The 24,599-nt window shown below is 47.0% G+C and carries 21 protein-coding genes and 4 tRNA genes; 15 read left to right on the plus strand and 10 right to left on the minus strand.

Annotated elements, in window-relative coordinates:
* Positions 1 to 53: 53 nt before the first annotated feature.
* Positions 54 to 1,745: a proline--tRNA ligase gene (locus tag ACXAGX_RS07125; RefSeq protein ID WP_474837433.1), complete on the minus strand. Its 1,692-nt coding sequence runs from the start codon at positions 1,743 to 1,745 to the stop codon at positions 54 to 56.
* 100 nt (positions 1,746 to 1,845) lie between these two features.
* Positions 1,846 to 2,559, minus strand: a complete 714-nt coding sequence (gene tsaA, locus ACXAGX_RS07130; RefSeq protein ID WP_474837435.1) for a tRNA (N6-threonylcarbamoyladenosine(37)-N6)-methyltransferase TrmO — start codon at positions 2,557 to 2,559, stop codon at positions 1,846 to 1,848.
* A 323-nt stretch (positions 2,560 to 2,882) separates the two neighbouring features.
* On the opposite strand from tsaA, the gene ACXAGX_RS07135 reads away from it, so the two are divergent.
* Genes ACXAGX_RS07135 through ACXAGX_RS07150 form a run of 4 tightly spaced genes read left to right on the plus strand, consistent with a single transcriptional unit; the run spans position 2,883 to position 7,382 of the window.
* On the plus strand, positions 2,883 to 3,809 hold the full coding sequence (locus ACXAGX_RS07135; protein WP_474824479.1) for an ABC transporter ATP-binding protein: 927 nt from the start codon (positions 2,883 to 2,885) through the stop codon (positions 3,807 to 3,809).
* Positions 3,809 to 4,540 (plus strand): ABC transporter permease subunit, encoded by a 732-nt coding sequence (locus ACXAGX_RS07140; RefSeq protein ID WP_474824481.1) that lies wholly within the window; start codon positions 3,809 to 3,811, stop codon positions 4,538 to 4,540. The genes ACXAGX_RS07135 and ACXAGX_RS07140 overlap by 1 nt, the downstream gene beginning before the upstream one ends.
* A gap of 2 nt (positions 4,541 to 4,542) precedes the next feature.
* A complete protein-coding gene (locus ACXAGX_RS07145) occupies positions 4,543 to 6,402 on the plus strand; it encodes a GldG family protein (protein WP_474824483.1) in 1,860 nt (619 codons plus the stop codon).
* A complete protein-coding gene (locus tag ACXAGX_RS07150; protein ID WP_474824485.1) occupies positions 6,399 to 7,382 on the plus strand; it encodes a DUF4340 domain-containing protein in 984 nt (327 codons plus the stop codon). Before ACXAGX_RS07145 ends, ACXAGX_RS07150 begins: the two co-directional genes overlap by 4 nt.
* A 43-nt stretch (positions 7,383 to 7,425) precedes the next feature.
* Here ACXAGX_RS07150 and ACXAGX_RS07155 read toward each other — a convergent pair whose 3' ends face one another.
* Positions 7,426 to 7,974: a DUF1415 domain-containing protein gene (locus tag ACXAGX_RS07155; protein ID WP_474824487.1), complete on the minus strand. Its 549-nt coding sequence runs from the start codon at positions 7,972 to 7,974 to the stop codon at positions 7,426 to 7,428.
* The gene (folD, locus tag ACXAGX_RS07160; RefSeq protein ID WP_474837437.1) at positions 7,971 to 8,825 is read right to left on the minus strand and encodes a bifunctional methylenetetrahydrofolate dehydrogenase/methenyltetrahydrofolate cyclohydrolase FolD; all 855 of its coding nucleotides are present in this window, start codon (positions 8,823 to 8,825) and stop codon (positions 7,971 to 7,973) included. Before folD ends, ACXAGX_RS07155 begins: the two co-directional genes overlap by 4 nt.
* Before the next feature lie 231 nt (positions 8,826 to 9,056).
* On the opposite strand from folD, the gene ACXAGX_RS07165 reads away from it, so the two are divergent.
* From ACXAGX_RS07165 to clpX, 7 genes are all read left to right on the plus strand, one after another.
* Positions 9,057 to 9,133: transfer RNA gene (locus tag ACXAGX_RS07165), tRNA-Pro, on the plus strand.
* 24 nt (positions 9,134 to 9,157) lie between these two features.
* Positions 9,158 to 9,234, plus strand: a tRNA-Arg gene (locus ACXAGX_RS07170).
* An 82-nt stretch (positions 9,235 to 9,316) separates the two neighbouring features.
* A tRNA-His gene (locus tag ACXAGX_RS07175) sits at positions 9,317 to 9,392 on the plus strand.
* A gap of 97 nt (positions 9,393 to 9,489) precedes the next feature.
* A tRNA-Pro gene (locus tag ACXAGX_RS07180) sits at positions 9,490 to 9,566 on the plus strand.
* Between the two features lie 272 nt (positions 9,567 to 9,838).
* Positions 9,839 to 11,143, plus strand: a complete 1,305-nt coding sequence (tig, locus tag ACXAGX_RS07185; protein ID WP_474824489.1) for a trigger factor — start codon at positions 9,839 to 9,841, stop codon at positions 11,141 to 11,143.
* 98 nt (positions 11,144 to 11,241) lie between these two features.
* Positions 11,242 to 11,868 (plus strand): ATP-dependent Clp endopeptidase proteolytic subunit ClpP, encoded by a 627-nt coding sequence (gene clpP / locus ACXAGX_RS07190; protein WP_070126643.1) that lies wholly within the window; start codon positions 11,242 to 11,244, stop codon positions 11,866 to 11,868.
* A gap of 74 nt (positions 11,869 to 11,942) precedes the next feature.
* Entirely contained in the window at positions 11,943 to 13,217 is a 1,275-nt protein-coding gene (gene clpX, locus ACXAGX_RS07195) for an ATP-dependent protease ATP-binding subunit ClpX (protein ID WP_070126644.1), read from the plus strand.
* Between the two features lie 102 nt (positions 13,218 to 13,319).
* Here the strand turns inward: clpX and ACXAGX_RS07200 are convergent, their stop codons facing one another.
* Positions 13,320 to 13,841, minus strand: a complete 522-nt coding sequence (locus tag ACXAGX_RS07200; RefSeq protein ID WP_474837439.1) for a prepilin-type N-terminal cleavage/methylation domain-containing protein — start codon at positions 13,839 to 13,841, stop codon at positions 13,320 to 13,322.
* A 301-nt stretch (positions 13,842 to 14,142) separates the two neighbouring features.
* Here ACXAGX_RS07200 and lon point away from each other — a divergent pair, with 301 nt between their 5' ends.
* The 3 genes from lon to ppiD all read left to right on the plus strand — a co-directional run bounded on the left by lon (position 14,143) and on the right by ppiD (position 19,217).
* A complete protein-coding gene (lon, locus tag ACXAGX_RS07205) occupies positions 14,143 to 16,497 on the plus strand; it encodes an endopeptidase La (protein ID WP_474837441.1) in 2,355 nt (784 codons plus the stop codon).
* A 315-nt stretch (positions 16,498 to 16,812) separates the two neighbouring features.
* On the plus strand, positions 16,813 to 17,085 hold the full coding sequence (gene hupB, locus ACXAGX_RS07210) for a nucleoid-associated protein HU-beta (protein WP_070126647.1): 273 nt from the start codon (positions 16,813 to 16,815) through the stop codon (positions 17,083 to 17,085).
* 239 nt (positions 17,086 to 17,324) lie between these two features.
* Positions 17,325 to 19,217: a peptidylprolyl isomerase gene (gene ppiD / locus ACXAGX_RS07215; RefSeq protein ID WP_474837443.1), complete on the plus strand. Its 1,893-nt coding sequence runs from the start codon at positions 17,325 to 17,327 to the stop codon at positions 19,215 to 19,217.
* 123 nt (positions 19,218 to 19,340) lie between these two features.
* Here the strand turns inward: ppiD and ACXAGX_RS07220 are convergent, their stop codons facing one another.
* Positions 19,341 to 19,511 (minus strand): hypothetical protein, encoded by a 171-nt coding sequence (locus tag ACXAGX_RS07220; protein WP_474824497.1) that lies wholly within the window; start codon positions 19,509 to 19,511, stop codon positions 19,341 to 19,343.
* A gap of 201 nt (positions 19,512 to 19,712) precedes the next feature.
* Between ACXAGX_RS07220 and ACXAGX_RS07225 the strand changes: the two genes are divergently transcribed.
* A complete protein-coding gene (locus ACXAGX_RS07225; RefSeq protein WP_474824498.1) occupies positions 19,713 to 20,027 on the plus strand; it encodes a hypothetical protein in 315 nt (104 codons plus the stop codon).
* 57 nt (positions 20,028 to 20,084) lie between these two features.
* Here the strand turns inward: ACXAGX_RS07225 and ACXAGX_RS07230 are convergent, their stop codons facing one another.
* The 4 genes from ACXAGX_RS07230 to ACXAGX_RS07245 form a co-directional block, all read right to left on the minus strand.
* On the minus strand, positions 20,085 to 21,275 hold the full coding sequence (locus tag ACXAGX_RS07230) for a M56 family metallopeptidase (protein ID WP_474837445.1): 1,191 nt from the start codon (positions 21,273 to 21,275) through the stop codon (positions 20,085 to 20,087).
* Positions 21,268 to 21,660, minus strand: coding sequence for a BlaI/MecI/CopY family transcriptional regulator (locus ACXAGX_RS07235; RefSeq protein ID WP_474837447.1), 393 nt, complete (start codon positions 21,658 to 21,660; stop codon positions 21,268 to 21,270). The genes ACXAGX_RS07230 and ACXAGX_RS07235 overlap by 8 nt, the downstream gene beginning before the upstream one ends.
* Before the next feature lie 213 nt (positions 21,661 to 21,873).
* Positions 21,874 to 23,592 carry a bifunctional ornithine lipid synthase OlsF gene (gene olsF / locus ACXAGX_RS07240; protein ID WP_474837449.1) on the minus strand — a complete coding sequence of 573 codons (1,719 nt, stop codon included), beginning with the start codon at positions 23,590 to 23,592 and terminating at the stop codon, positions 21,874 to 21,876.
* A 118-nt stretch (positions 23,593 to 23,710) separates the two neighbouring features.
* A complete protein-coding gene (locus tag ACXAGX_RS07245; protein WP_474824502.1) occupies positions 23,711 to 24,511 on the minus strand; it encodes a UDP-2,3-diacylglucosamine diphosphatase in 801 nt (266 codons plus the stop codon).
* Positions 24,512 to 24,599 lie beyond the last annotated feature (88 nt).

Below are 24,599 nucleotides of genomic sequence, written 5' to 3' on the forward strand. Positions count from 1 at the left end.
TCCTGGTGCATTCGAAAGCCGGGCAGACCTTGCCCGGCGGCGTGACTGACCGTTTACAGAGCAGCGATAAATTCCGCAACCTGACTCAGGTCAAGTAATTCGGTTTCACCGGTTCTGCGATTTTTATATTCAACCTGCTGGTTATCGAGATTACGCTCACCAACCACGATACTGTGCGGCACACCAATGAGTTCCATGTCATTAAACATAACACCCGGACGCTCTTTGCGGTCGTCAAACAATACATTAATACCCTGAGCGGTAAGTGTAGAGTATAACGCCTCGGCTGCGTCTTTGATGCGTTGAGATTTATGCATATTCATCGGGATCAGTGCCAGAGTGAACGGTGCAATAGGCTCTGGCCAGATGATGCCGTTTTTGTCGTGGTTTTGCTCAATGGCGGCGGCCACGATACGAGATACACCAATACCATAACAGCCCATGCTCAGGATTTGGTGTTTGCCGGTTTCACTCAGTACGCCACAGTTCATGGCTTTAGAGTACTTGTCGCCTAGTTGGAAAATATGGCCAACTTCAATACCACGTTTGATTTCCAGCGTGCCTTGGCCGCAAGGTGATGGATCGCCCGCAACCACGTCACGAATATCCGCCACTTCAATGTCACCGTTCCAGTTTGCATTAACAATGAACTTCGCATTTTCACCCGCACCACAAACAAAATCTGCGGCGGCAGCAGCGCTGCGATCAACCACAACGTCGAGGTTAAGGTTGGTCGGGTTGGCAAAAAGAGGGAAGCAGCCGAACACTTCTTTGGCTGTTTCGTCACTGGCCACCACTAAAGGTGATTCTACCTGAGGAAGCTTTTCAGCTTTTACATCGTTCAGGGTGTGCTCTTGACGCAGTACTAATGCAACCCATTTATCCGCCGCATCTTCTTCGCTTTTCGCTTTTACTAATACCACTTTCAGTGCGGTATCCTGCTTAGCCAGGAAGTTTTCTACGCTGATACCAGAAGGTTTATCAATTACTTCTGCTGGGGCGCCAGACGCTGTCGCTTTTGCTGGCGCAACGGCTTCTGCCATTTCAACGTTCGCGGCGTAGTTAGACTCGGTAGAGAAGGCAATATCGTCTTCACCGGAATCAGCCAGTACGTGGAACTCGTGAGAAACTGCACCACCGATAGAGCCCGAGTCTGCGATAACAGCACGGAAATCTAGGCCCAAGCGAGTGAAGATGTTGCTGTATGCCTGATACATTTTATCGTAGGTTTCTTGCAATGACGCTTCATCCATGTGGAAGCTGTAAGCGTCTTTCATGGTGAACTCGCGGCCACGCATAATACCGAAGCGCGGGCGAACTTCGTCACGGAATTTTGTCTGAATTTGATACAGATTGAGCGGCAACTGTTTGTAGCTGCTAATTTCATTGCGTACCAGGGCTGTGATCACTTCTTCATGTGTCGGGCCTAAAACGAAATCACGCTGATTACGATCTTTAATCCGTAACAGCTCCGGGCCATATTCTTCCCAACGTCCGGATTCTTCCCATAAATCGGCAGGCTGAACCACAGGCATCAGTACCTCAACGGCACCGGCCTTGTTCATTTCGTCACGTACCACATCAGCAATTTTGTTCAGTACACGCAGACCGCTAGGCAACCAGGTGTAGAGACCAGCAGCTAGTTTGCGGATCATGCCTGCTCTGATCATCAGCTGGTGGCTGATAACCTCAGCGTCTGCAGGCGTCTCTTTTTGCGTAGACAGCAAATATTGGCTCGTGCGCATTACGGTGGTTCATCCTATACAGAAATAAAAAAACGGCGCCATTCTAGCAGTATAAAAATGTCCGAAAAAGTCGTTTTTCCGGTTTAGTGTTTAACGCAGGTTATGCCGTGCGATCAATAGCTTCAACGACCACGCCATCGTTTGTTACACGCCAGCTAATATCAAAATTATAGAGCATGACTTTGTAGGTTTTTGGGTCGCTTTGTAACTTTTGTTTGTACGCGGGGCGGGGATCTTGTGCCAGTACCTCGCAAATTAGTGATTCCAGGTCAGGAAAGTCGTTGCGTACCTGCTGGCAGCGCTGTTGTGCCTGAGAAGATAAGGTCACCTCGAGCGCGGGAATAGGGGCAACGGCGGTGATGCTGTCGGTGGCTGAAGAAATAGCATCCGCGTAAGCAATGTAGGGCTTAATATCCAAAATTGGCGTGCCACTTACTAAATCAACACCGGAAACACACAGTATTGCTTTGCCATCTTTTATTGTTACGCCGTTATTCTTCACCACTGACATACCAATGCTGTTAGGCCGGTGTGTACTGCGAGATGCAAAAACACCCGTAGTGGCATTCCCGCCCAGGCGAGGGGCTTTCACTGCGGACTTCCACCCTCGCTCTGCGGTTTCATGGAAATAAAATAGCAGCCACAGGTGGCTGTAGTTTTCTATGTCATCGAAGGCGCGGGGATCGGCGAATTCATCGCCAAACGTAATCGTGCCTCGGGCGTCGGCAAGATTTGGCTGTCTGGGAATTGCAAATTTCTGTTTGAACGGGGTTTCAATGGTACCGATTGGCAGAATATCTGTCGGTAGCGCCATGGCCGGAGCATCTCATTAGTGAAAATTATCAGTTGTCATAATTATCTCACAATTTGCCGGTAACGTGTGCCTGGTTATTTCCCCGAGGGCCTTTCTGGGTTGGTTCTCGGTCTCCCTGGAACCCAGAAACTCTGCCTTACCGGTTTTCCGGTAAGGCTTTTTTTATTTCTGAATTCCTATTCCGGTCGTGTCAGACGCGCACAGATATGGCAAACTGATGGCCCGATTGTGCGCAGAGCATAAAAGTTGCAGCTCAAACGACATCAAACATCATCTGTTTCCTACAGATGTCAGAACAAATATGCAGTAGCAGACGGAAAGCTATGATAGTTGTAGACAATCTATCCCGACATTTTCATCGCCTGAAAGCGGTTGATGAATTGTCTTTCACCATAAAGCCCGGTGAAATTGTAGGATTTCTAGGACCCAACGGTGCCGGCAAATCCACAACCATGAAAATGCTGACAGGTTTCCTCGAACCCACTTCTGGCTCCATCGAAATAAACGGGCAGAATATGCCGGGTGATGCGAAAGCATTGCAGGAAGTGATCGGGTATTTGCCTGAAGGCGCGCCGTTATACGGTGATATGACGGTGTTTCAGTTCCTGTGTTTTATCGCTGGCGTTCGGGGCCTTAAAGGCAAACGTCGCAAAGCGCGATTACAGAATGTGATTGAGCAGGTTGAGTTACGCGATGTATTGAATCGCCAGATAGACAAATTATCTAAAGGCTTTCGTCATCGCATTGGTCTTGCTCAGGCCATTATTCATGATCCCGATATTCTCATCCTTGATGAACCCACTGATGGCCTCGACCCCAATCAAAAGCATGAAGTGCGTGAGTTAATTAAGAAACTATCAAAAGAAAAAATTGTAATTATCTCAACACATATTCTCGAAGAAGTGAGTGCGGTATGTAACCGGGCAATGATCATTCACGAGGGTAAAAAATTGTTCGACGGTACGCCCTACGAGCTGCAGTGTCGCTCAAGGTATCATCAGGCAATCACGCTCCATTTCAGTTATGCCGCAGATATCTCAGGGTTGGCCGAAATCGATGGGGTGGAAGAAATGGAAATCGACCGCGAAACCGGTGATATCACCTTGTTCCCCGAGCCAGGTAAACTCATCATGGCGCCGGTGACCGAACACGTTAGCCATTTCCGCCTGCCGGTTGATAAGTTCACTATTGAAACCGGTCGCCTGGACGACGTATTCCGCGAAATCACCATTGGCAAGGGGGCTTTGTAATGCGCAGTCTAACTATTGCCCGCAGGGAATTCGGTAGCTTTTTTGCCACTCCTATTGCCTATGTGTATATCGCTATTTTTCTTGTGTTAAGCGGTGTTTGTACATTCTTTATGGGCGATTTTTATGCCCGTGGACAGGCAGACTTACTGCCATTTTTTGATTTCCACCCCTGGCTATATTTGTTTCTGGTGCCTGCTATCGCCATGCGTAGTTGGGCAGAAGAAAAGAAATCCGGCACCATTGAATTGCTTATGACATTACCGGTTTCTACTACACAAACGGTTATCGGTAAATTTTTAGCTTGCTGGACGATTCTTGGTCTGGCCTTACTCATGACGACCCCACTGTGGTTAACCGTGAATTACCTTGGCTCACCGGACAACGGTATTATTGTTGCGGCTTACATTGGCAGTTGGTTGATGTCTGGCGCTTTTTTGGCAATCAGTCAGTGCCTGTCTGCAGTAAGTCGTAGTCAGGTGGTGGCGTTTGTACTGTCTGTCGTAGTGTGTTTTATCTTTGTGGTGAGTGGATCAGACATCGTCATCGATGCGTTTAAAAACTGGGCAAGCAATCTTGTCGTGGATACGGTGGCTTCGTTCAGTTTTCTTACTCACTTTGATGCGATGGCGAAGGGCGTCCTCGCTGCTTCTGATGTGGCTTACTTCGTTCTTGTGACGGCCTCGTGGCTGTTTGCCAGTGTTATTATCATTGACGAGAATAAGGCGGACTAACCATGACGATGAAAAAGATTTCTGCCTTAATCAGCCTATTTCTGTTGGCCGTGCTGTTTGTCATGTTGGTTTATTTGAACAACCAGCTGCTAAGTCGACATCGTGTTGATTTAACCGAGGATTCGGTGTTTTCCCTGTCTCAGGGAACACGAAATGTACTTGAGGGGCTAAACGAGCCGGTCACACTGTACTTTTTCTTTTCAGACACGACCACTACCGGGAAAACTCGCCTTCGTAACTATGCAAACCGGGTGCAGAGCTTGTTACGGGAATATGCTCAAGCGTCGAATGGTAAAGTGAAATTGCAGGTTGTTGACCCTATTCCGTTTTCTGAGAACGAAGATCGCGCTAACCAGTTCGGGCTTACCAGCGCTGCCGTAGGGAATGCCGGTGAATCCGTTTATTTCGGGCTGGCCGGTACCAATTTACTTGATGATCAGTTCGCGATTCCCTTTTTTGATGAAAAAAATGCGCAGTTCCTCGAATACGAAATTAGTAAACTCATTTATCAACTTAGCCAGCCTGACGAGATTCGTTTAGCGTTGGTAACTGACCTGCCCGTCGCGGGCGGGCAGGACCCTCTGAGCGGGCGATTTGCCGCGCCAACAGTGTTTTATCAGCAACTCTCTCAGCTTTACGATGTGCAGTTGGTCAGTAGCAAAAACAGGCAATTGCCGGAAGACACTGACGTTGTCATGCTTATGCACCCACAGGCACTATCGGATGAGTTGCTGTATGCCATCGATCAGTTTGCCATGCACAACGGGCGGGTTGTAGCTTTCGTTGACCCTCATTATGAAACCGGCGCGCTAGCTGCATTGCGGGAAGTGGGGGCAAATCGCTCTTCATTGCCCTTACTGCGGGGGTGGGGCGTGAAAGTCGACCTCACAAATGTTGTGCTCGACGCGCAACTCGCGTTCGATTTGCAGGAAGAAAATGGTGCAATGGTAAAGCACTTTGGGATCCTTGGATTAACGGCTAATCAGCTTGATCGACAAGATGTGGTAACCGCAAACCTTGATTCCCTAAACGGTGCATCGTTTGGTGCTTTAGAGGCTGTTCGTGGCGGCGGACTGAAGATGCAACCTTTAATGCGCTCGACGTTGAATGCAGGCCTCACTAATGCCGATAATTATGCGCAAACTGCCAACCCTTCGGCATTACACCGGGGTTTTGGCGGTAATACGAAAACCTACACGTTAGCAGCACGATACCAAGGCAAAGCAAAGTCGTTTTATCAGCGCCCGCAAAACCCACAACGCGCGGCAAACTATGTTGCAGAGACCGAGAATCTGAACCTCATTGTTGTTGCAGATGCCGATATGTTGGCAGACCGTTTCTGGGTGCAGCAATCGGCGTTTTACGGTGATACCGTGTTTACGCCGTTTGCGAATAACGGGGATTTTGTGGTTAACGCTATCGAAAATCTGGCAGGCAGTGATGCATTAATCAGTATTCGTTCCCGTGGAACCTTTGCACGCCCGTTCAGCCGGGTGGATAGTTTGGAAACCGCGGCGCAGGCTTCTTATCGCGAAGAAGAAGAAAGGCTACAGGCAGAGCTGGCCAAAACAGAACAGCGGCTGCGTGAGATGCAAGGGCAACAAGGTATGAGCGGAGCTATTGTTTATACCGAACAGCAGCAGGCTACCATCGACGAGCACTTAGCTAAGCGACTTGAGATCCGTCAGGCGCTAAGGGAAGTGCGTTTTCAGTTAGACCGCGAAATCGACAAACTCGGCGACAAATTGAAGTTGTTCAACATTGTCGTGGCTCCCGCCATATTGATAATCCTGATCTGGTTGTTGGCATTTTTATTTAAACGCCGTGCTGGTAAGGCCTACATGAAAGGAGCAAGCACATGAATCTACGTATTATCATTTTATTGCTTCTAGTAATAGTCAGCACCGGTGCTTCAGTGTGGCTTTATTTGCAAAGTGGCAATAACGAAGTGATGGCGTTTGAAGGTCACAAGCTGGAGTTGGAGCTGGAAAATGCAGCGAAAGATTTTCAAAGGATAAAAATTGAGAATCACCAAGGCGTGCTTTTTTCCGCGGTGAAAGACACTGATCGCTGGATAGCGACCCACTTAGATACCGTGATGACTTTTCCCGTCGACACCAAAAAACTGGCAAGGCTGGTTATCGACTTGTCACAAACTGGTGTGGTGGAATTAAAAACCTCTCAACCTGATTTCTATCATCGCCTAGGGGTCGAAAGTGTGCGTGACGAAGACGCGCAATCTGTGTTGATTGAAACCGGTGGTGCCAATGATGCCACATCACTGTTAGTGGGACGTCAGGCAGCAGGAGGACGAGGTACCTATGTTCGCCAACCGGAGAGCCAGACCAGTGTGCTGGTGGATAAAAACTATCGGTTGCCTGAAAATCGCAGCAGTTGGTTAACTAGAGACATACTGCCATTCACCAGTACGGCAATTCGTGACATCGTTATCGCGCTGAATGGTGCGCCGTTGCTTAATCTTGATCGCCATGGTGAAAGTGTGGATGGTTGGCAAATATCTGATCTAGCACCAACTGAAACGCTACGTTACCCCACTGTGATTGGTCAGGCCGTTGATAAAATGCTGGCTTTTAACTTTGAGGCCGTTTCGCCATATGTCCCTGCGCAATGGGATCAACAGGCCCAGCTAAGCCAACTTGTATTTACTCTTGAGGATGGCACTGAGGTAATGGCTTACATCGCGTCAGGTAAACAAGCCGGTTACGAACTTCGTTTTGAGGTGCCAGGTGCGAAGCCTTGGTTTACGGAGTGGAAATTCGTTTTAACAGAAAGTCAGGCGCGGCCGTTTTTACTTAGCCGCGACATGATGGTTCAAGGTTAATTCGATACATCGATAGAAAGCGTTGTCGTACGGTATATCAGTATTAACGCTTTCTTAGGTCATCAAGAATGCCGGCGAAATGTGCACAGCCGAGGGATTCGGCTTTACGCATGTTGCGTTCGTATATCGCCGATGAATCTTCTTTACCCCGCATAGCCTGTTCAATATCGTGTTCACGAATGATGTGCAGGGTGGGGTAAGGGCTCCGGTTGGTGAAATTCCCCGGTGACGATTCATCCTCACCATCAAACTGATAGTCAGGATGAAAACTGGCCAATTGAAACTCACCACTAAAACCGCTTTGCTCCATAAGTTGTTCTGCCATGGCCAGCACATCGAGATAGTCGTCAAAGTTCTGGGCGCAGTTGTCGAATATGACCAGCGTGGTAGCGATGTTGTCATTCTCACGCAATTCGAGACAGCTTTGGTAGAGGGTTTCCAATACATCCCCAACGTTATCGCTATGATCTACGGCGTATTTTATTCGGTCAGGTTCAAAAACGGGGCGGGCGAAAGGACAAAAATTATATCCAATAACGACGCTGGCTACCCATTCGCGGGTGGCAATGGCCACCCGGTCTTCAAGCTTCATGAATGGTACTTAACGTAAGCTTCTAAAGTATTTTCGATCAGGCTTGCAACCGTCATCGGGCCTACGCCGCCTGGAACAGGGGTAATATAACCTGCGCGATTTCTGGCGTTTTCGAAGTCGACGTCTCCAACCAAAGAGCCATCAGCAACACGATTGATGCCCACATCAATCACAATGGCACCTGGTTTAATCCAGTCGCCAGGAATAAAGTTAGGCTTGCCCACTGCAACCACCAATAGATCTGCACGACTCACATGGGATTTCAGATCCTGAGTAAACTTATGGCACGTTGTCACCGTACAGCCTGCAAGCAGTAATTCAAGGGCCATCGGACGACCAACAATATTACTGGCACCCACAATAACCGCGTCTAATCCCTTCACAGGACGTTTTGTGGCTTCAATCATGGTCATGATGCCTTTGGGCGTACAAGGGCGCAGGGCGGGGATACGCTGCGCCAAACGACCAATATTGTAGGGATGGAAGCCGTCTACGTCTTTGTGCGGTTCAATACGTTCCAGCACACGCTCAGCATTCAAACCGGCAGGTAATGGAAGCTGTACTAAGATACCGTCGATTTCAGGATCGTTATTCAGCTTGTCGACGACAGATAACAATTCTTCTTCTGAAGTATCTGCAGGTAAATCGAATGAGCGGGAAACAAAACCGACTTCTTCACAAGCTTTACGTTTATTCGATACATAAACTTGAGAAGCTGCATCGCTTCCTACTAATACAACCGCCAGACCCGGACATCGCTTTCCGGCTTCTTTCAGTGATTCAACATAAGTCGCTACGTCCTGGCGAACTTGTTTGGCAATGACCTTGCCATCAATAAGGTGGGCACTCATGAATGTATTCTTCTCATATCATTACGTTACTCTCTATATTGTTTCACATGTTGCGACACCTTGCCAAAGTGAATATGTGCATAAAAGAGCAGCAGATTGGTCAAAAAAAAAGAGGATTGCGCGGTTTGTGAGCGGTCAGTAATTTTATTGAAAAAAGTGTTTGACGAGTTGGGATGTTGGCTATAGTATTCGCACCCCGTAACGGCAGGGAACATTACTGCCTTACACAGTCGGTGAGTGGCGCAGTTTGGTAGCGCACTTGGTTTGGGTCCAAGGGGTCGCAGGTTCAAATCCTGTCTCACCGACCACTTTTACAAACGTCGATTCGTCGGGCGTCCGTAGCTCAGCTGGATAGAGCAACGGCCTTCTAAGCCGTGGGTCGCAGGTTCGAATCCTGCCGGACGCGCCATAGCGAGCTGGCAGGAAAAAATGACTGACAAACAGTTATTTATGTCGTAGAATAGCGATGTTTGTAAATGCACTATCCTGTGGTGGGCGTAGCTCAGTTGGTAGAGCCCCGGATTGTGATTCCGGTTGTCGTGGGTTCAAGTCCCATCGTCCACCCCACTCTTCCTTTAATAGGGAAGAATAGTGCAAATCACCTTTAGCCAATATCGGTTGGCTTTCTTTGACGCATTCCTTACGTCTTCGAAAAAATTCTGCTCGGTGAGTGGCGCAGTTTGGTAGCGCACTTGGTTTGGGTCCAAGGGGTCGCAGGTTCAAATCCTGTCTCACCGACCATTTATTTCCCAATTTTCCCTGTATTTTCTACATCTTCGCATAAATCTTGCGTCAACAGACTAATTTCCTGTGATTTGTTGCCAAACCCTCTCGACTCTGCAAAAAGCTGCTTGTATACTACCGCGTCTTTTTTTAACCAATGTGATTAAACAACGGTTTAACACTGTTGAATAACAGTCCCTCTAACCCCGGTGTTACGCGCCGAATCAGGCAAGGACGGGAAGGGGATTCAAACAAAGCGTCACTTTAAGACGCACAGTTGAGGTAACAAAATGCAAGTTTCAGTCGAGACGACCCAGGGTTTAGAACGCCGTCTTACTATTACCGTTCCAGCAGATTCTGTTGATTCTGCGGTTAAAGCGCGTCTTCAACAACTATCAAAAACGCAACGCATCAACGGTTTCCGTCCTGGTAAAGTACCAGTAAGCGTGATCCAGAAGCGTTTCGGCGCAGCTGTTCGTCAGGAAGTTGCTGGCGATGTAATGCAACAAAACTTCTACCAGGCAATTGTTCAGGAAAAAATTAATCCTGCAGGCATGCCTTCTTTTGAACTGGTTAAAGATGAAAATGGCCAGGATTTAGAGTTCGTTGCAGCATTTGAAGTGTATCCTGAAGTTGAAGTTCAGGGCGTAGCAGACATCGAAATTGAGAAGCCAGTGGTTGAAATTTCCGACGCTGACCTCGATAACATGATGGAGACACTGCAAAAGCAACACGCAACCTGGAAAGAAGTTAAGCGTAAAGCGAAAAAAGATGACCGTGTAGTTATCGACTTCGTAGGTAAGGTTGACGGTGAAGAATTTGAAGGTGGCAAAGCAGAAGACTTTACACTGGAACTGGGCCAGAACCGCATGATCCCAGGCTTTGAAGAGCCACTGGTAGGCGCGAAGAAAGGCGAAGAAGTGAAAGTTGAAGTGACTTTCCCTGAAGACTACCACGCGGAAAACCTGAAAGGTAAAGAAGCGGTATTCGACGTAACAGTTCAAAAAGTTGAAGGTAAGCAATTACCTGACGTTGATGAAGAATTCGCTAAACTCTTCGGTGTAGAAGAAGGTGGTGTTGAGGCATTAAAAGCGGAAGTGCGTAAAAACATGGAACGCGAACTGACTCAAACACTGAAAACTACCGTAAAAGAAGATGTTATTACTAAACTTCTTGAAAAGAACGAATTTGACGTGCCTAAAGCACTGATCGATCAAGAAGTAAACGCACTGCGTGAACAGGCTAAACAACGTTTCAGCCAACAGGGCGGCGGCGCCAACATGCCAGAACTGCCAGCTGAACTGTTCACTGACAATGCAACACGTCGTGTTCGCATCGGTCTGCTGTTAGGTGAAGTGATCAAGCAGAACGAACTGAAAGCAGATGACGAAAAAGTAATGGCTTTAATTGAGTCTGCAGCGTCAGCTTATGAAGATCCTCAGGAAGTTGTGGACTATTATAAAGCTAACGAAGAACTGATGAACCAGATGCGCAACGTCGCACTGGAAGAGCAGGCGATTGATTGGGTGCTGGAAAATGCCAAAACTCAGGATGTCACCAAAGCTTTTGACGAGGTTATGAACAAACAGGCGTAATTTATTACCCTCTGATTGACTTAACCTGTCAGCAACTGCTTAAATGCTCGGAACCTTCCGGGCATTTTTGTTTTTAACGCTAAGAAATCAAGGTAGATATGATAAACCCATTTGAACCACAAGATGCATTGGTGCCGATGGTCGTCGAGCAGACGTCTAAAGGTGAACGTTCCTACGATATTTATTCCCGTCTACTGAAAGAAAATGTGATTTTCTTAGTGGGCCAGGTCGAAGACCACATGGCGAATTTGATTGTCGCCCAAATGTTATTCCTTGAAGCCGAGAATCCAGAGAAAGATATCTTCCTGTATATCAACTCTCCAGGCGGTTCAGTCACTGCCGGTATGGCAATCTACGACACCATGAATTTTATTAAACCAGACGTAAGTACAGTATGTATTGGTCAGGCTGCGAGTATGGGCGCGTTCCTGTTGTCAGGTGGTGCGAAGGGCAAGCGTTTTTGTCTGCCTAATTCTCGCGTGATGATTCACCAGCCGCTAGGTGGTTTCCAGGGACAGGCGTCGGATTTTGAAATCCACGCGAAAGAAATTCTGTCTATTAAAGAAAAAATGAACCGTCTGATGGCGGAACATACTGGTCAGGATTATGAAAAAGTTGCACGCGATACGGATCGGGATAACTTCCTTAGTGCAGCAGAAGCCAAGGAATATGGCCTGATCGATCAGATTTTAACAAATCGATCTGACGCAGCCGCCACTAAGTAGTATAGTTATAGATAGCCTGAACTCGTGTACCCGCACGAAATCTATTTGTTCAGGAAAGGCAGAGGCAAAGTGTAATGAGTGACAAGCAGAACGGCGACGGCGATAACAAGCTTTTGTACTGCTCTTTTTGTGGCAAAAGCCAGCATGAAGTACGTAAGCTGATAGCAGGACCGTCCGTTTTTATTTGTGACGAGTGTGTCGAGTTATGTAACGACATCATTCGTGAGGAAATTAAGGAAATTGCACCTAAGCAAAAACAGGATGCGCTTCCTAAACCTCAGGAAATTCATACTCATCTCGATGATTATGTTATTGGTCAGGAACATGCCAAAAAGGTATTGTCTGTAGCGGTATATAACCACTACAAACGCCTGCGTAATGGTGATGTTCATGAAGGCGTGGAGTTAGGTAAAAGTAACATCCTGCTGATTGGTCCTACAGGTAGTGGTAAAACCCTACTCGCAGAAACCTTAGCAAGATTGCTGGATGTGCCTTTCACTATGGCCGATGCGACAACGCTGACCGAAGCGGGTTATGTAGGTGAAGACGTAGAGAATATTATTCAGAAGCTGCTTCAGAAGTGCGATTACGACGTAGAAAAAGCCCAGCGCGGCATTGTCTATATCGATGAAATCGACAAGATTTCCCGCAAGTCTGACAACCCATCGATCACCCGTGATGTGTCTGGTGAAGGTGTTCAGCAGGCGCTACTGAAACTGATTGAAGGTACTGTCGCTTCGGTGCCTCCTCAGGGCGGTCGTAAACACCCGCAGCAGGAGTTCCTGCAGGTCGATACGTCGAAGATTCTGTTCATCTGTGGTGGCGCATTCGCGGGTCTCGATAAAGTGATTGAGCAACGTGCCAACAAAGATACCGGTATTGGTTTCGGTGCGTCAGTGAAGTCTAAAGAAAGCCAACGTGAACTGAGCGATTTGTTCAAACGTGTTGAGCCGGAAGATTTGGTGAAATACGGTCTTATTCCAGAATTTATTGGTCGTTTGCCAGTGGTAACCAGTCTGGAAGAGCTGAACGAAGAAGCGTTAATTCAAATTCTCCGTGAGCCGAAAAATGCGATTACTAAACAGTATGCAGCATTGTTTGCCATGGAAGAAACAGAGCTTGAATTCCGTGACGATGCGCTTAATGCTATTGCGCGAAAAGCGATGCAGCGGAAAACCGGTGCTCGTGGTTTGCGTTCAATCGTAGAAGCTGTACTTCTTGATACCATGTACGAACTGCCTTCTATGGAAAATGTTTGTAAGGTAGTCATCGACGAGTCTGTTATTAAAGGCGAGTCGAAGCCTATTTTGATGTACAAGAGTGAAGAGAAAAAAGCGGCGTCTGAATAACGGCGTTTAGTATTTGAATGAAAAAGGCCCGAAAGGGCCTTTTTTGTTTGTGCGGATTAGCCTTAAACTCTTTAGAGTAAGGCGTTGCAGTCCACGATGGTGTTACAGTGCAGCATCAACAGCGACTTCGCCCGTCACTGAGCTGTAAAAGATAGAAAATGCCGGCTGGTTCACCAGAATAAATGTACAGGTGCCATCAACGTAGGTTGCCTGATAGTCCGCAGAAGTATCTTCTGCTACTGTGGGGCTGCCCTCTATTAAAAGCGTATTCCAAACAGAAGTACAGTCCCAGCTGTTATCCAGCACAGGACTTTCTTCAGACACCCAGTAACTTTGTACTGGCCACCCGTAAACGTTAAAGTCTACCAGTCTCTCGCCATTACCAAAAACATCAAGATCATCGACCGCTCCGGCGTAACCACTAGCCTGCCATTTCAGACGCGCGAGTCTGACACTGGCACCAAACGCTGTACCAACACCCTGCACGCTGGCTGCCTGTGCATCATCCTGAATGTCAACAAAACGCGGAGCCGCTGTTACTGCCAACACACCGAGTATGATAATAACAAGAATCAGTTCAATCAGAGAGAAGCCAGCTTGAGATGAGGATGATGACAATTTCATAACAAGTTTCAGTACAAATATAAAGTCTGGGATATGACTAAATATTAACGCATTTTTGTATTTTACATGTAATAAACAGGTTCTATTTATTTAATAATAGTTGTCTTTATTAATAACTAAGCAGTACAAAGTTGGATAAATGAACAGTTAGCTGACTTCATTTCTGTCGACCACACAAAAAGGTTGCACCATCATTAAAAATCGATAATGGTTAAAGTAACAAGGTTTAACACAGGATTGATTGAACTTTGCCTGTGCATCCCCATATCAATTCACATTATGAACAATACAGAGAACACGTATGACAGTAGAGCGTGAAGATCGCATTGAGATCCCCGTACTTGCCTTACGGGACGTAGTCGTTTATCCCCATATGGTCATACCGCTATTTGTTGGTAGGGAAAAATCCATTCGTTGCCTTGAAGCGGCAATGGAAAATGATAAACAAATTTTTCTAGTCGCTCAGAAAGACGCCAGTGTTGATGAGCCTGAGGCGGATGATATTTTTGAAGTAGGTACGTTGGCGACGATTTTACAATTGCTCAAGTTACCCGACGGTACCGTTAAAGTGCTGGTTGAAGGTAACGTGCGTGGAGAAATTCACAGCTATGAGCAAGCTGAGCCATTCTTTGTTGCTCAGGTAAACCGTGTTGAAGACGAACTGCTTCCTGAGAACGAGCAGGAAGTGCTTATTCGCTCGGCAGTGTCGCAGTTTGAGGGTTACGTCAAACTGAATAAGAAAATCCCGCCTGAAGTGCTCACTTCTTTAAATGGTATCGAAGATGCGGCTCGCCTGGCAGACACCATGGCGGCGCATATGCCATTGAAGCTCGCTGAAAAACAAAAGGTGTTAGAGATGAAAGGCGTGAACGAACGTCTCGAATATTTGATGGCACTGATGGAAGGTGAAATTGATTTGCTACAGGTCGAAAAGAAAATTCGTACCCGTGTGAAAAAGCAAATGGAGAAAAGCCAGCGTGAGTACTACCTGAATGAGCAGATGAAAGCCATTCAGAAAGAACTGGGTGAGCTTGACGACGCCCCTGACGAATTTGAAGCACTGAGTAAAAAGATCGAAGAAGCGAAGATGCCTCAGGAAGCCGAAGACAAGGCGCGAGCTGAGTTGCAGAAGCTGAAGATGATGTCTCCTATGTCGGCGGAAGCCACAGTGGTACGTAGCTATATTGAATGGCTAACGAATGTTCCTTGGCATAAACGCAGTGCAGTGAAGAAAGATTTGTCACTGGCTGAAAAAGTATTGAATGCAGACCACTACGGTTTGGAGAAAGTCAAAGAGCGCATCGTTGAGTATCTGGCTGTTCAAAAACGTGTCCGAAAACTTAAAGGTCCTATTCTTTGTTTAGTGGGTCCTCCTGGTGTGGGTAAAACTTCACTGGGCCAGTCCATTGCTAAAGCAACAGGACGTAAGTATGTGCGTATGGCACTGGGTGGTGTGCGTGACGAAGCGGAAATTCGTGGACATCGTCGTACTTATATCGGTTCTTTACCCGGTAAGCTGATTCAAAAAATGGCGAAAGTAGGGGTGAAAAACCCGCTGTTCCTATTAGATGAAATCGACAAGATGTCTTCTGACATGCGTGGTGACCCATCGTCTGCGTTATTAGAAGTGCTCGACCCAGAGCAAAACAGCAGCTTTAGCGACCATTACCTGGAAGTCGATTACGACCTGTCTGATGTCATGTTCGTGGCAACTTCAAATAGCATGAATATTCCAGGTCCGTTGTTAGACCGTATGGAAGTGATTCGTTTATCGGGTTATACCGAAGATGAAAAGCTCAATATTGCTACCCGTCATCTGATTTCAAAACAGATGGAAAGAAACGGTCTTAAAGCGAAAGAGTTAGATATCACTGAGTCTGCCATCATTGGTATGATTCGTTACTATACCCGTGAAGCGGGTGTGCGAAGTCTTGAGCGTGAGATCTCGAAAGTTTGCCGCAAAGCCGTGAAAGACATTTTGCTTAGCAAGAGTAAAGACAAAGTGGTGGTGACGCAGGAAAACCTGAAAGACTACCTCGGTGTTCAGCGCTTCGATTACGGTAAAGCAGACAAAGACAACCAGATTGGTCAGGTAACTGGTCTTGCATGGACTCAGGTTGGTGGTGATTTGTTGACTATCGAAACCACTGCAGTTCCAGGGAAGGGCAAAATGACATCTACCGGTTCACTGGGCGATGTGATGCAGGAATCTATTCAAGCTGCGATGACGGTGGTAAGAAGTCGTGCAGAAAAACTGCGTATTAATGCAGATTTCTACGAAAAACGTGACATTCACGTACACGTTCCTGAAGGTGCGACACCAAAAGACGGGCCAAGCGCGGGTATTGCTATGTGTACGGCGCTCGTATCAACGCTTACGGGTAATCCGGTGAAGTGTGAAGTGGCCATGACGGGTGAAATTACGCTACGCGGGGAAGTATTGGCCATCGGTGGTTTGAAAGAGAAGTTACTGGCGGCTCACCGAGGCGGTATTAAAACGGTGGTTATTCCTAAAGACAATGAGCGTGATTTGGAAGAGATTCCAGACAACGTGAAAGCGGATTTGTCGATACATCCGGTTCAATGGATTGATGAGGTGCTCGATATTGCGCTTCAGGAGCCTGTTGAGTCGTTTAAGGTTGTCACTGAAAAGTGACAGCTAGAGAAAGCTGGATCGCAGTAAACACGCGGGATCCAGCGTCATTTTTTTGTTTTTGCTTAAAAAATAAACGTTGAAACCCTAAATTCGATGATTTTTTCAAATTTAGGGCTTTCAACTCTCAGAAGTTGTGTTACCTTTACAACGTACTCGCTTGAAGCCTTGTCTCTAAAGGGATTGCAGCGAATCATTAAACGTTAAATAATTGTAACACTGTACTTGAATCTATTAATCAAGCTTGTTATAACGTTCGAAAAGACAATCACTGTTTTCGGACAAACAGTATAATAACAATCGAAGGGGATCATAATTGTGAACAAGTCTCAACTAATCGACCAAATCGCTGCTGGTGCAGATATCTCTAAAGCTGCTGCAGGCCGTGCATTAGATGCATTCACTGATGCAGTTACCGCAGCGCTTAAAGAAGGTGATCAGGTCGCACTGGTAGGTTTCGGTACGTTCGCGGTTCGTGAGCGCTCTGCGCGCACTGGCCGTAACCCGCAGACTGGTGACACAATCCAAATCGCTGCTGCTAAAGTACCTTCTTTCAAAGCTGGTAAAGCTCTGAAAGACGCTTGTAACTAAGCAAACAAGATTTGACAAAAGGCGATGGTCAGAACCATCGCCTTTTTTATTTGTCCTACCCCTAAGCTCCCGCAGTCCATCCCGGCAAATTGACTGGATTAATCGATGATTCTTGCAAATAGACTGATGGTAATGTCGCGTTTGGCGGGGGGAATCGATATAATCTGGCATATTTTGTCCACACCGCATCGTACGGACCGTGGGCTTTGAGAAGTAAGCAACGGAGTTGAATGTAAGTCATGTTAGAAAGAATCCGAGAAGGTTCGCAGGGCCCCTGGGCGATGATCATCATTGGTTTGGTCGTGCTGAGCTTTGTGTTCGCGGGCGTTGGCAGCTACCTGAATAGCTCAGGCGAGACAGTTGCCGCAACCGTAAATGGCGAAGAAATCAGTCTGAATGAATTAGAGCGAGCTTATCAGTCTCAGCGTAGTCGCATGGAATCGCAGTACGGTGAGAGCGTATCAGCACTGTTTGCTGACGAAGGTTATCTTCAGCAATTTCGTGGCGGCGTATTAGACAGCCTGATAGACGAGAAATTGGTTTTACAAAAAGCGGAAGAGCTGGGTTTGAGAGTGGGTGACGAGCAAATTCGTAACACCATTCGTAATATGCCTGAGTTTCAAAGCGGCGGCGAATTTAACAACGATCGTTATCTGATGCTGCTGCGTCAGAACGGCTATCAGCCGAGTGATTTCAGAGATTTGCTGCGCACACAGTTAACCCGTGAGCAACTGACCCGCGCGTTGGGTGTATCTGATTTTGCCCTACCGGGCGAAGCCAAGCGTGTATATGCGCTTCAGGCACAAACACGTGATGCCCGATATCTTGTCATCGATTCAGCCCCGTTTGCTGATGAAGTAGATATTACTGATGCCGATATTCAAAGCTACTACGATACTAATATCACTGCGTTTGATACCGAAGAGAAAGTCGCTGTTTCTTATGTGAAGCTGTCTGTTGATGATCTTAAAGGCGATGTATCGGTTTCTGACGAAGACATTGCTGCCTGGTATGAAGAGAATAAAGATCAGTATCGTACCGAAGAGCGTCGTCGTGTTTCGCACATTTTAATTGCGTCAGAAGAAGACAGCGAAGAAGCCCAGCAAAAAGCGGAATCTCTGCTTGCTGAGCTGAAAGACGGCGCTGATTTTGCAACGTTAGCAGAAGAAAATTCTGATGACTTTGGCTCTGCAGAAGAAGGCGGTGATTTAGACTTTATCATGCCGGGCCAAATGGATGATGCATTTGATGACGCAGCATTCGCTCTCGAATCCGTTGGTGATATTACTGACGTGGTGCGCACAGAGTATGGTTACCACATTATCAAGTTGACTGAGCTTCAGCCGGAAACCGTTAAAACGCTAGCGGAAGTGAAAGATAGCATTAAAGAAAGCCTGACCATCGAACGTGCCACAGATAAGTTCTACGAACTACAGTCTCGTATGGCCGAGGTTGCTTTTGAAGTGCCAGACACACTTGACGAAGTGGCTGCCGTGGCGAATACATCAATCGAAACCACAGAGCAATTCAGTCGTAATCAAGTACCCGCCGCTATTGATAACCCTCAGGTTGTCAGTGACGTATTTTCTCCTGAGTTAATTGAAGAGCAGGTTAACAGCGATTTGATTGAAATGGATGCGAATACCGTTGTGGTTGTGCGTGTGAGCGAGCATGAGCCGCAGCGAACCAAAGCGCTTGACGAAGTGCGCGATGCCATCACAGCCTCACTGCGTGCTGAAAAGTCTCAGCAGGCTGCTGAGAGTTGGGCCGAATCGCAGCTTGCTGAACTGGATGCAGGTAATACGATTGATGACGCATTAGCAAACCGTTCGCTGAGTTGGGAAACTGCAGAAAACGTGAATCGCGCTAATCAGCAGCTTCCTGCCAATGTGGTAAGCACGCTGTTTACGCTTGCGCCAGCAGAAGGCAAATCTCGTCGCGTCGCACGTCTTGGCAGTGGCGATGTTGCCTTGATTGAACTGCTCGACGTGAAAGCGCCAGAAGCCGCAGACGATGCAACAGTAGCAGCTATCCAACAACGCCTTGCCGGTGCGAATAGTCAAACGGCTTATGCTGCGTTTGTAAAATCTTTGCGTGAAGGTGCTGATATTGAGACGGCGGCCACTCGTTAAACACTATCGATACGAGGCGCTTTGCTAAGAAACATAGCATTGCCGCGAATAAATGAATAAGGGTGCGATATTCGCACCCTTTTTTTCGCCTGTAGAAAACGCAATTGCCCTTTACTGGCATCGCTAGTGGGTGAGAACCATCATCACTGTGTAGAACGCAGCAATCACCGCCGAGAGGACGAGAATATACAGGAATCCCTGTTTGCCCTGAGAGAGTGACCACTTATTTGCTCTTAAATAAGCAAACCACAGCAAACTCAGTAGTAGAGGAACAAGTACAATAATTTTTATCACGGTAAAATTTTCCCTGAGGTGTTGCAAATATGATGCAAAAATACGGTAAAAAACACCATAGTGCTAACCTGATTTTTACCAGCCATTGATCTTAAAGGTTTTTTCCGATTGGAATAGTTCTTGCTGAAACCTGTATCAAGCAAAGTGTGTTATACGAAAGTTGTAGAGGCGCTTAAACGGTATATATAGGAGAACGACCAGATGAAGAAAGCGTACACAGGAATCGTTGCTGCAAGCCTGGCATTTCTCCCACTGCTGACCCATGCCGCTGACCGACCACAAAATATTGGCATCGACGACTACAGTATGCCACTGACGCAGATTGCTCAGGACGCGCCTAATAATATCGACTTAGCCATGCTGTTAAAGCCTGGCAGTATTCTTGGTTACGATACCTACCGCAAAAGTACAGTAATCGAGCGGGACCCAACGACGGGAAACGTGCAGTTGGATGTGTCGGGCCACCGCGTAGAAATCCGGCCTGATACCCGGGAAATCGTGGATTATGCTGAGTAGTGAAAATTCGATACGCATAAAAGGGGCAAGTAGCCCCTTTATCAATGTTTCTTATGGTTAGTCCTGCTTAGGCATTACCCGGACAATCTCAGGCTCTTGCTTAAGTCTAAACTCCAGTTTTACCAGTAAATCTTTTTGAACCATGGCTTTTCCTCCTTGAACACGGGGTTTGTACTGCCACTGCGCCAAGGCTGTTTTCGCACTCTCATCGAATAGGCCTGCGGGCGAAGCACTGACAATCGTAATATTGTCTGTTTTACCTGTGGCGCTAATATCAAATTTCAGTACGACTTCTCCCTCAATATGCTCACTGAGGGCTTGCTGAGGATACACAGGGTCGATTCGAATAACCGGCGTGGCCATGTTAATTTTATCGTCATGTTTTGACGGAGATGGCATGTTCGCTAATGCAGTATTACCCAGAAGCAATAGTGCGGTGAGCATGGTCGCTACCGTTACGCGTTTATTTGTCTTTATCGGTGTAGATATCATTTCTAGTCGTTTCATCATGGTCTTTTTATCTCCGAGAGTAGGGTACAGCGAGCTGCTGTAAGCATTGTTGCCCGCGCACTGAACGAGTGCTTTGGCATAATCGACTTTTACTTCTTTGGTCGAATTTTTTAGAACGGTTTCGTCACACGCTAATTCCTGGCTCATTCGGAATGCTCTCACGGCCAGCCAAATGAGGGGATTAAACCAGAACAGGCAAAGGGTGAGTAAAGCCAATGCATTCCATAAGCTGTCCCCCCGGCGCAGGTGAACCGTTTCGTGTTTAATGATCAACTCCTGCTGCGAGGTACTGAACTGCTCTGCAAAATCGGCAGGTAGAATTATCGTTGGATACACGATGCCGAACAGCAGGGGAGAGGTGACTTTTTCAGACGTTTTTATGTTGGTTCCGAATACCGTCATGTCGCGTTTATTGATTGAACGGGATAATCGCCAATACTGAATAATCACCGAGGTAAATATTAATGACGCAACTAAAGCCCATAGAGTCAGAAAGGGAAATGCCGTTGGCATTGTAGTCGTGGGCTTCATGCCAACCACATAGTTTGTTATACCGCTTGTACTGTGAGGTATGAAATCAAGCGGCAGGTTGTTTGCCAGAAGCATGGCGGGGAACAAGCACCACAGTTGATAACTGCGCAGCGCGCCGATTTTCCCGGGTAGCCATTTCTCTATCGCTATCAAGAGTAATGCCGCTACTGAAATAATGTACTGCTGGGCAATCAACCATTCAGTCATTGTCTTTTTCCCATTTTGCTATGAGTGCTTTGAGTTCATCCACATCCTGTTTAGACAGATTTTTTTGGTTCGCAAAACCTGCGACCAATGGGGCGACTTTGCCTTTGAAAAGGCGGCTTACAAAGGTTTCGGTTTCGCTTTCCCGGTATGCTTGTCGTGCTATTAACGGGGTGTAGAGGTATTGTCGCTGTTGCTTCTCGAAACTGAGAACGCCTTTTTTAACCAGTCGTCCAAGCAAGGTTTTTACGGTTTTATCATGCCAGGCTTTGCGTTCATTTAAACGACCTATGATCTCGCTGGCTGAGGCGGGGTAACCTTCCCAAAGCACGTCAAGTACGTCATATTCTGCATTGGAAATATCTGGCTTATTGTGTTTTTCACTCATGTTTGTTTACCGATTACGTCTGTAGTCTTAATTAAGATTACATGTGTAATAGTAAACTGCAAGTTTATTTTTTGTTCACTGAAATGACGTGGGTTAAAACGTCGAACGCAGATATATCTTGAGTAAAACTATTAAGCGTTATCTTGAGAGGTTTACAGCGGTAAAAGCACTGCGCCCAGCATAGCTGGGCGCGTGATCTGAGCAGCAGTCAAGCTAGGCGGTTTTTGAAAGCCCGGTGTATTGTAAATAGCGCTTGCGCTTCTTATCGGTGAGCATATCCATATCCACTACCACAAGCCCGTCAATACAATCGTTGAAATCCGGATCTACGTTGAAGTCGAGAAAGGCGACACCGCCATCGTGAGCCACTTCAGAGTATTGTTTGTAGAGGGTTGGCACGTTCACGCCCATGTTGGCGAGTAAGTGTTTCAGCAGGGTGAACTCTTTTTTATAGTCTTCACCGCTGAACGTTTCAATCACGTCTGCAGATACCTGGTAGGGCAGCCGGGATGTCGCTTCGCCGAATTTGGCCGGAAAATGCTGACGATAAAACTGTACCAGTAAATCTTTAGCGGGTTGGGGGTAGGCGTTGCTGATAGACACAGCACCAAACAGATATCGGTATTGTGAGTAGCGGGCCAGAAATGCGCCTATTCCCATCCACAGGTAGTCAAGGCTACGCTTTCCCCAGTAACGGGGCTGCACAAAGCTGCGTCCCAGTTCTAAGCCCTGAGTAAAAAGCTTTTCGTTATCGCCGCTGTAGTTAAACAGGGTCGCGGAATAAAGCCCGGTAGGATGGCCTTCAGCACTCAATAATTTCGCGTCGCCAAATCGATAAGCCCCGACAATTTCTAAATCACTTTCGTCCCACAAGACCAGGTGATAATAATGGGAATCATATTGGTCTATGTCGCGGCGACGGTTAGTGCCTTCTCCTACAGCTCGAAAGGCGATTTCTCTTAAACGACCAATCTCGCGCATGATGGGCGAGTAACCCTGATGCTGATACAGATAAATGTGTTTTCCGTCTGCCGTATGGCCAAGGTGTTCACATTGCTTAATGGCTCTGGAAAGCTCTTTGCGATCTTCCGGCATAGCAATGGGCGCTTGTGTCGCCAAAACACCTTTACGGTTAGATCCAATGCGATAAAGGTGTCGCTTAAACAGTTGCACTTGTTCTTTCAGCGGCAGTGTAAGCTGGCTGTAAGCTTCGTAAGGGATCACTTCACCAATGCGCATAGGCAGGTGCTTCTTACGCTGCTTGAACATTTCCTTCACCAGTAGCGCTGTAGCCAGGGGCTTGTACACCATAGAGACGCTGTAAAAAAGCGGCGAATTTTTCGCATCGATATACACCGGTAACACTGGTGATTTGGTTTGTTTTGCTATTCGCAGAAACCCAGTGTGCCAGCGTGTATCACGCACACCTTGAGGACGTAATCGCGACACTTCCCCGGCAGGAAATATCAGAACAGCACCTTCACCGGCAAGGTGATTATGAATGGCTTCGAGATGCTGTTTGGGCGTGCCACCCTGCATGTTGTTTACCGGTAGCAACATGTTATGCAGAGGCTCTATCGCCATCAACATTTGATTGGCAACGACTTTCAAATCGTGGCGTACTTCACTTACCAGCTTAATTAAGGCCAGGCCGTCGAGGGAGCCAATAGGGTGGTTCGCGATAATAACTACACGACCGTCGCTGGGGATCCGTTCTTTTTCAACGTCACGGGTTGAATAGCTTACATTAAAGTATTCAAGCACCTGTTCAACAAAATCGATGTCTTCGTAGTGAGGGTAGGTTTCGCCGAATTCAGTGATCTCCCGCTCGTGCAAAAGATGGCGTAAAACAAATGAGAGCGACTTGAATAACCAGGGCTTATCCACCACCTGCGGATAATGCTGGGTGAGTACATCATCGACAGTAAACATAATTCTATTCCTATATTTTTAACCGTACGTTAGCAATCGACTGTGACGTTTTTTGAGCACTTTCGTGTCACTTCAGTGACAAGCGCATCATTTTGTCGAAGCCGCGTGCCTGATCTGGCTAGGCTGCTTTAGTCGATTTCGTCTGTGGTTTGAATTCGGTTACTGTACTTTGTGCTTGCATCTGCTCTATCCAACTGATGAGTTTAAGATTGCCGCTCATGTCTTCACCCAAGGCAGAGCAGTTTTCAATCCAGTCTCCATCGTTAATATAGTGAATACCGTCTTCCATGGTACTTTCGGGATGGTGAATATGGCCGCAAATCACGCCATCAAGCTGTAATTTTCGAGCTCGGTTGCAACACGCTTCACGGTAACGAGCAATGGCAGTATTTGCCCCTTTAATATGCTTTTTAATGTAGCCTGCCAACGACCAGTAGTCGTTATTACGCCACTGGCGAAACCGGTTGTACCAGCGGTTTAGAAACAGCAACAAGTCATAGCCCTTATCCCCGATCCAGGCGTGAAACTTTCCAATGGTGACATCGGCGTCAAATTGATCGCCATGAAGAATAAGGTACTGCTTTCCTTGCGCTGTGGTGTGTACATACTCGCGACGAATTTCAATTTCGCCAAAGTCCATGCCTGAGTATGACTGCAAGGGCTCATCATGATTACCCGGCAGGTATACCACTTTGGTGCCTTCACGACTCATTTTCATAAAAGTATGTAGCACCTGATTATGCGCTTCTGGCCAGCGGAACTGACGACGCATTTCCCACATATCAACAATATCGCCAACCAGATAGAGCGTATCGACGGTGACGTTATTGAGGAAGTTGAGAAGATACTCGGCTTTGCAATCTTTATTGCCAAGATGGATGTCAGACAACCAGAGTGTGCGGTAGTGGGTAGGTTTCATCATCATTTCCAAAGCAGTAACTTTGGAAGGATATCTTAGGTTGGTTAATTTACAGTCAGGTGACTGTTCGTTGACAACAAGGTGAAGG

It is taken from the genome of Alteromonas sp. ABV4_515, assembly GCF_056160345.1.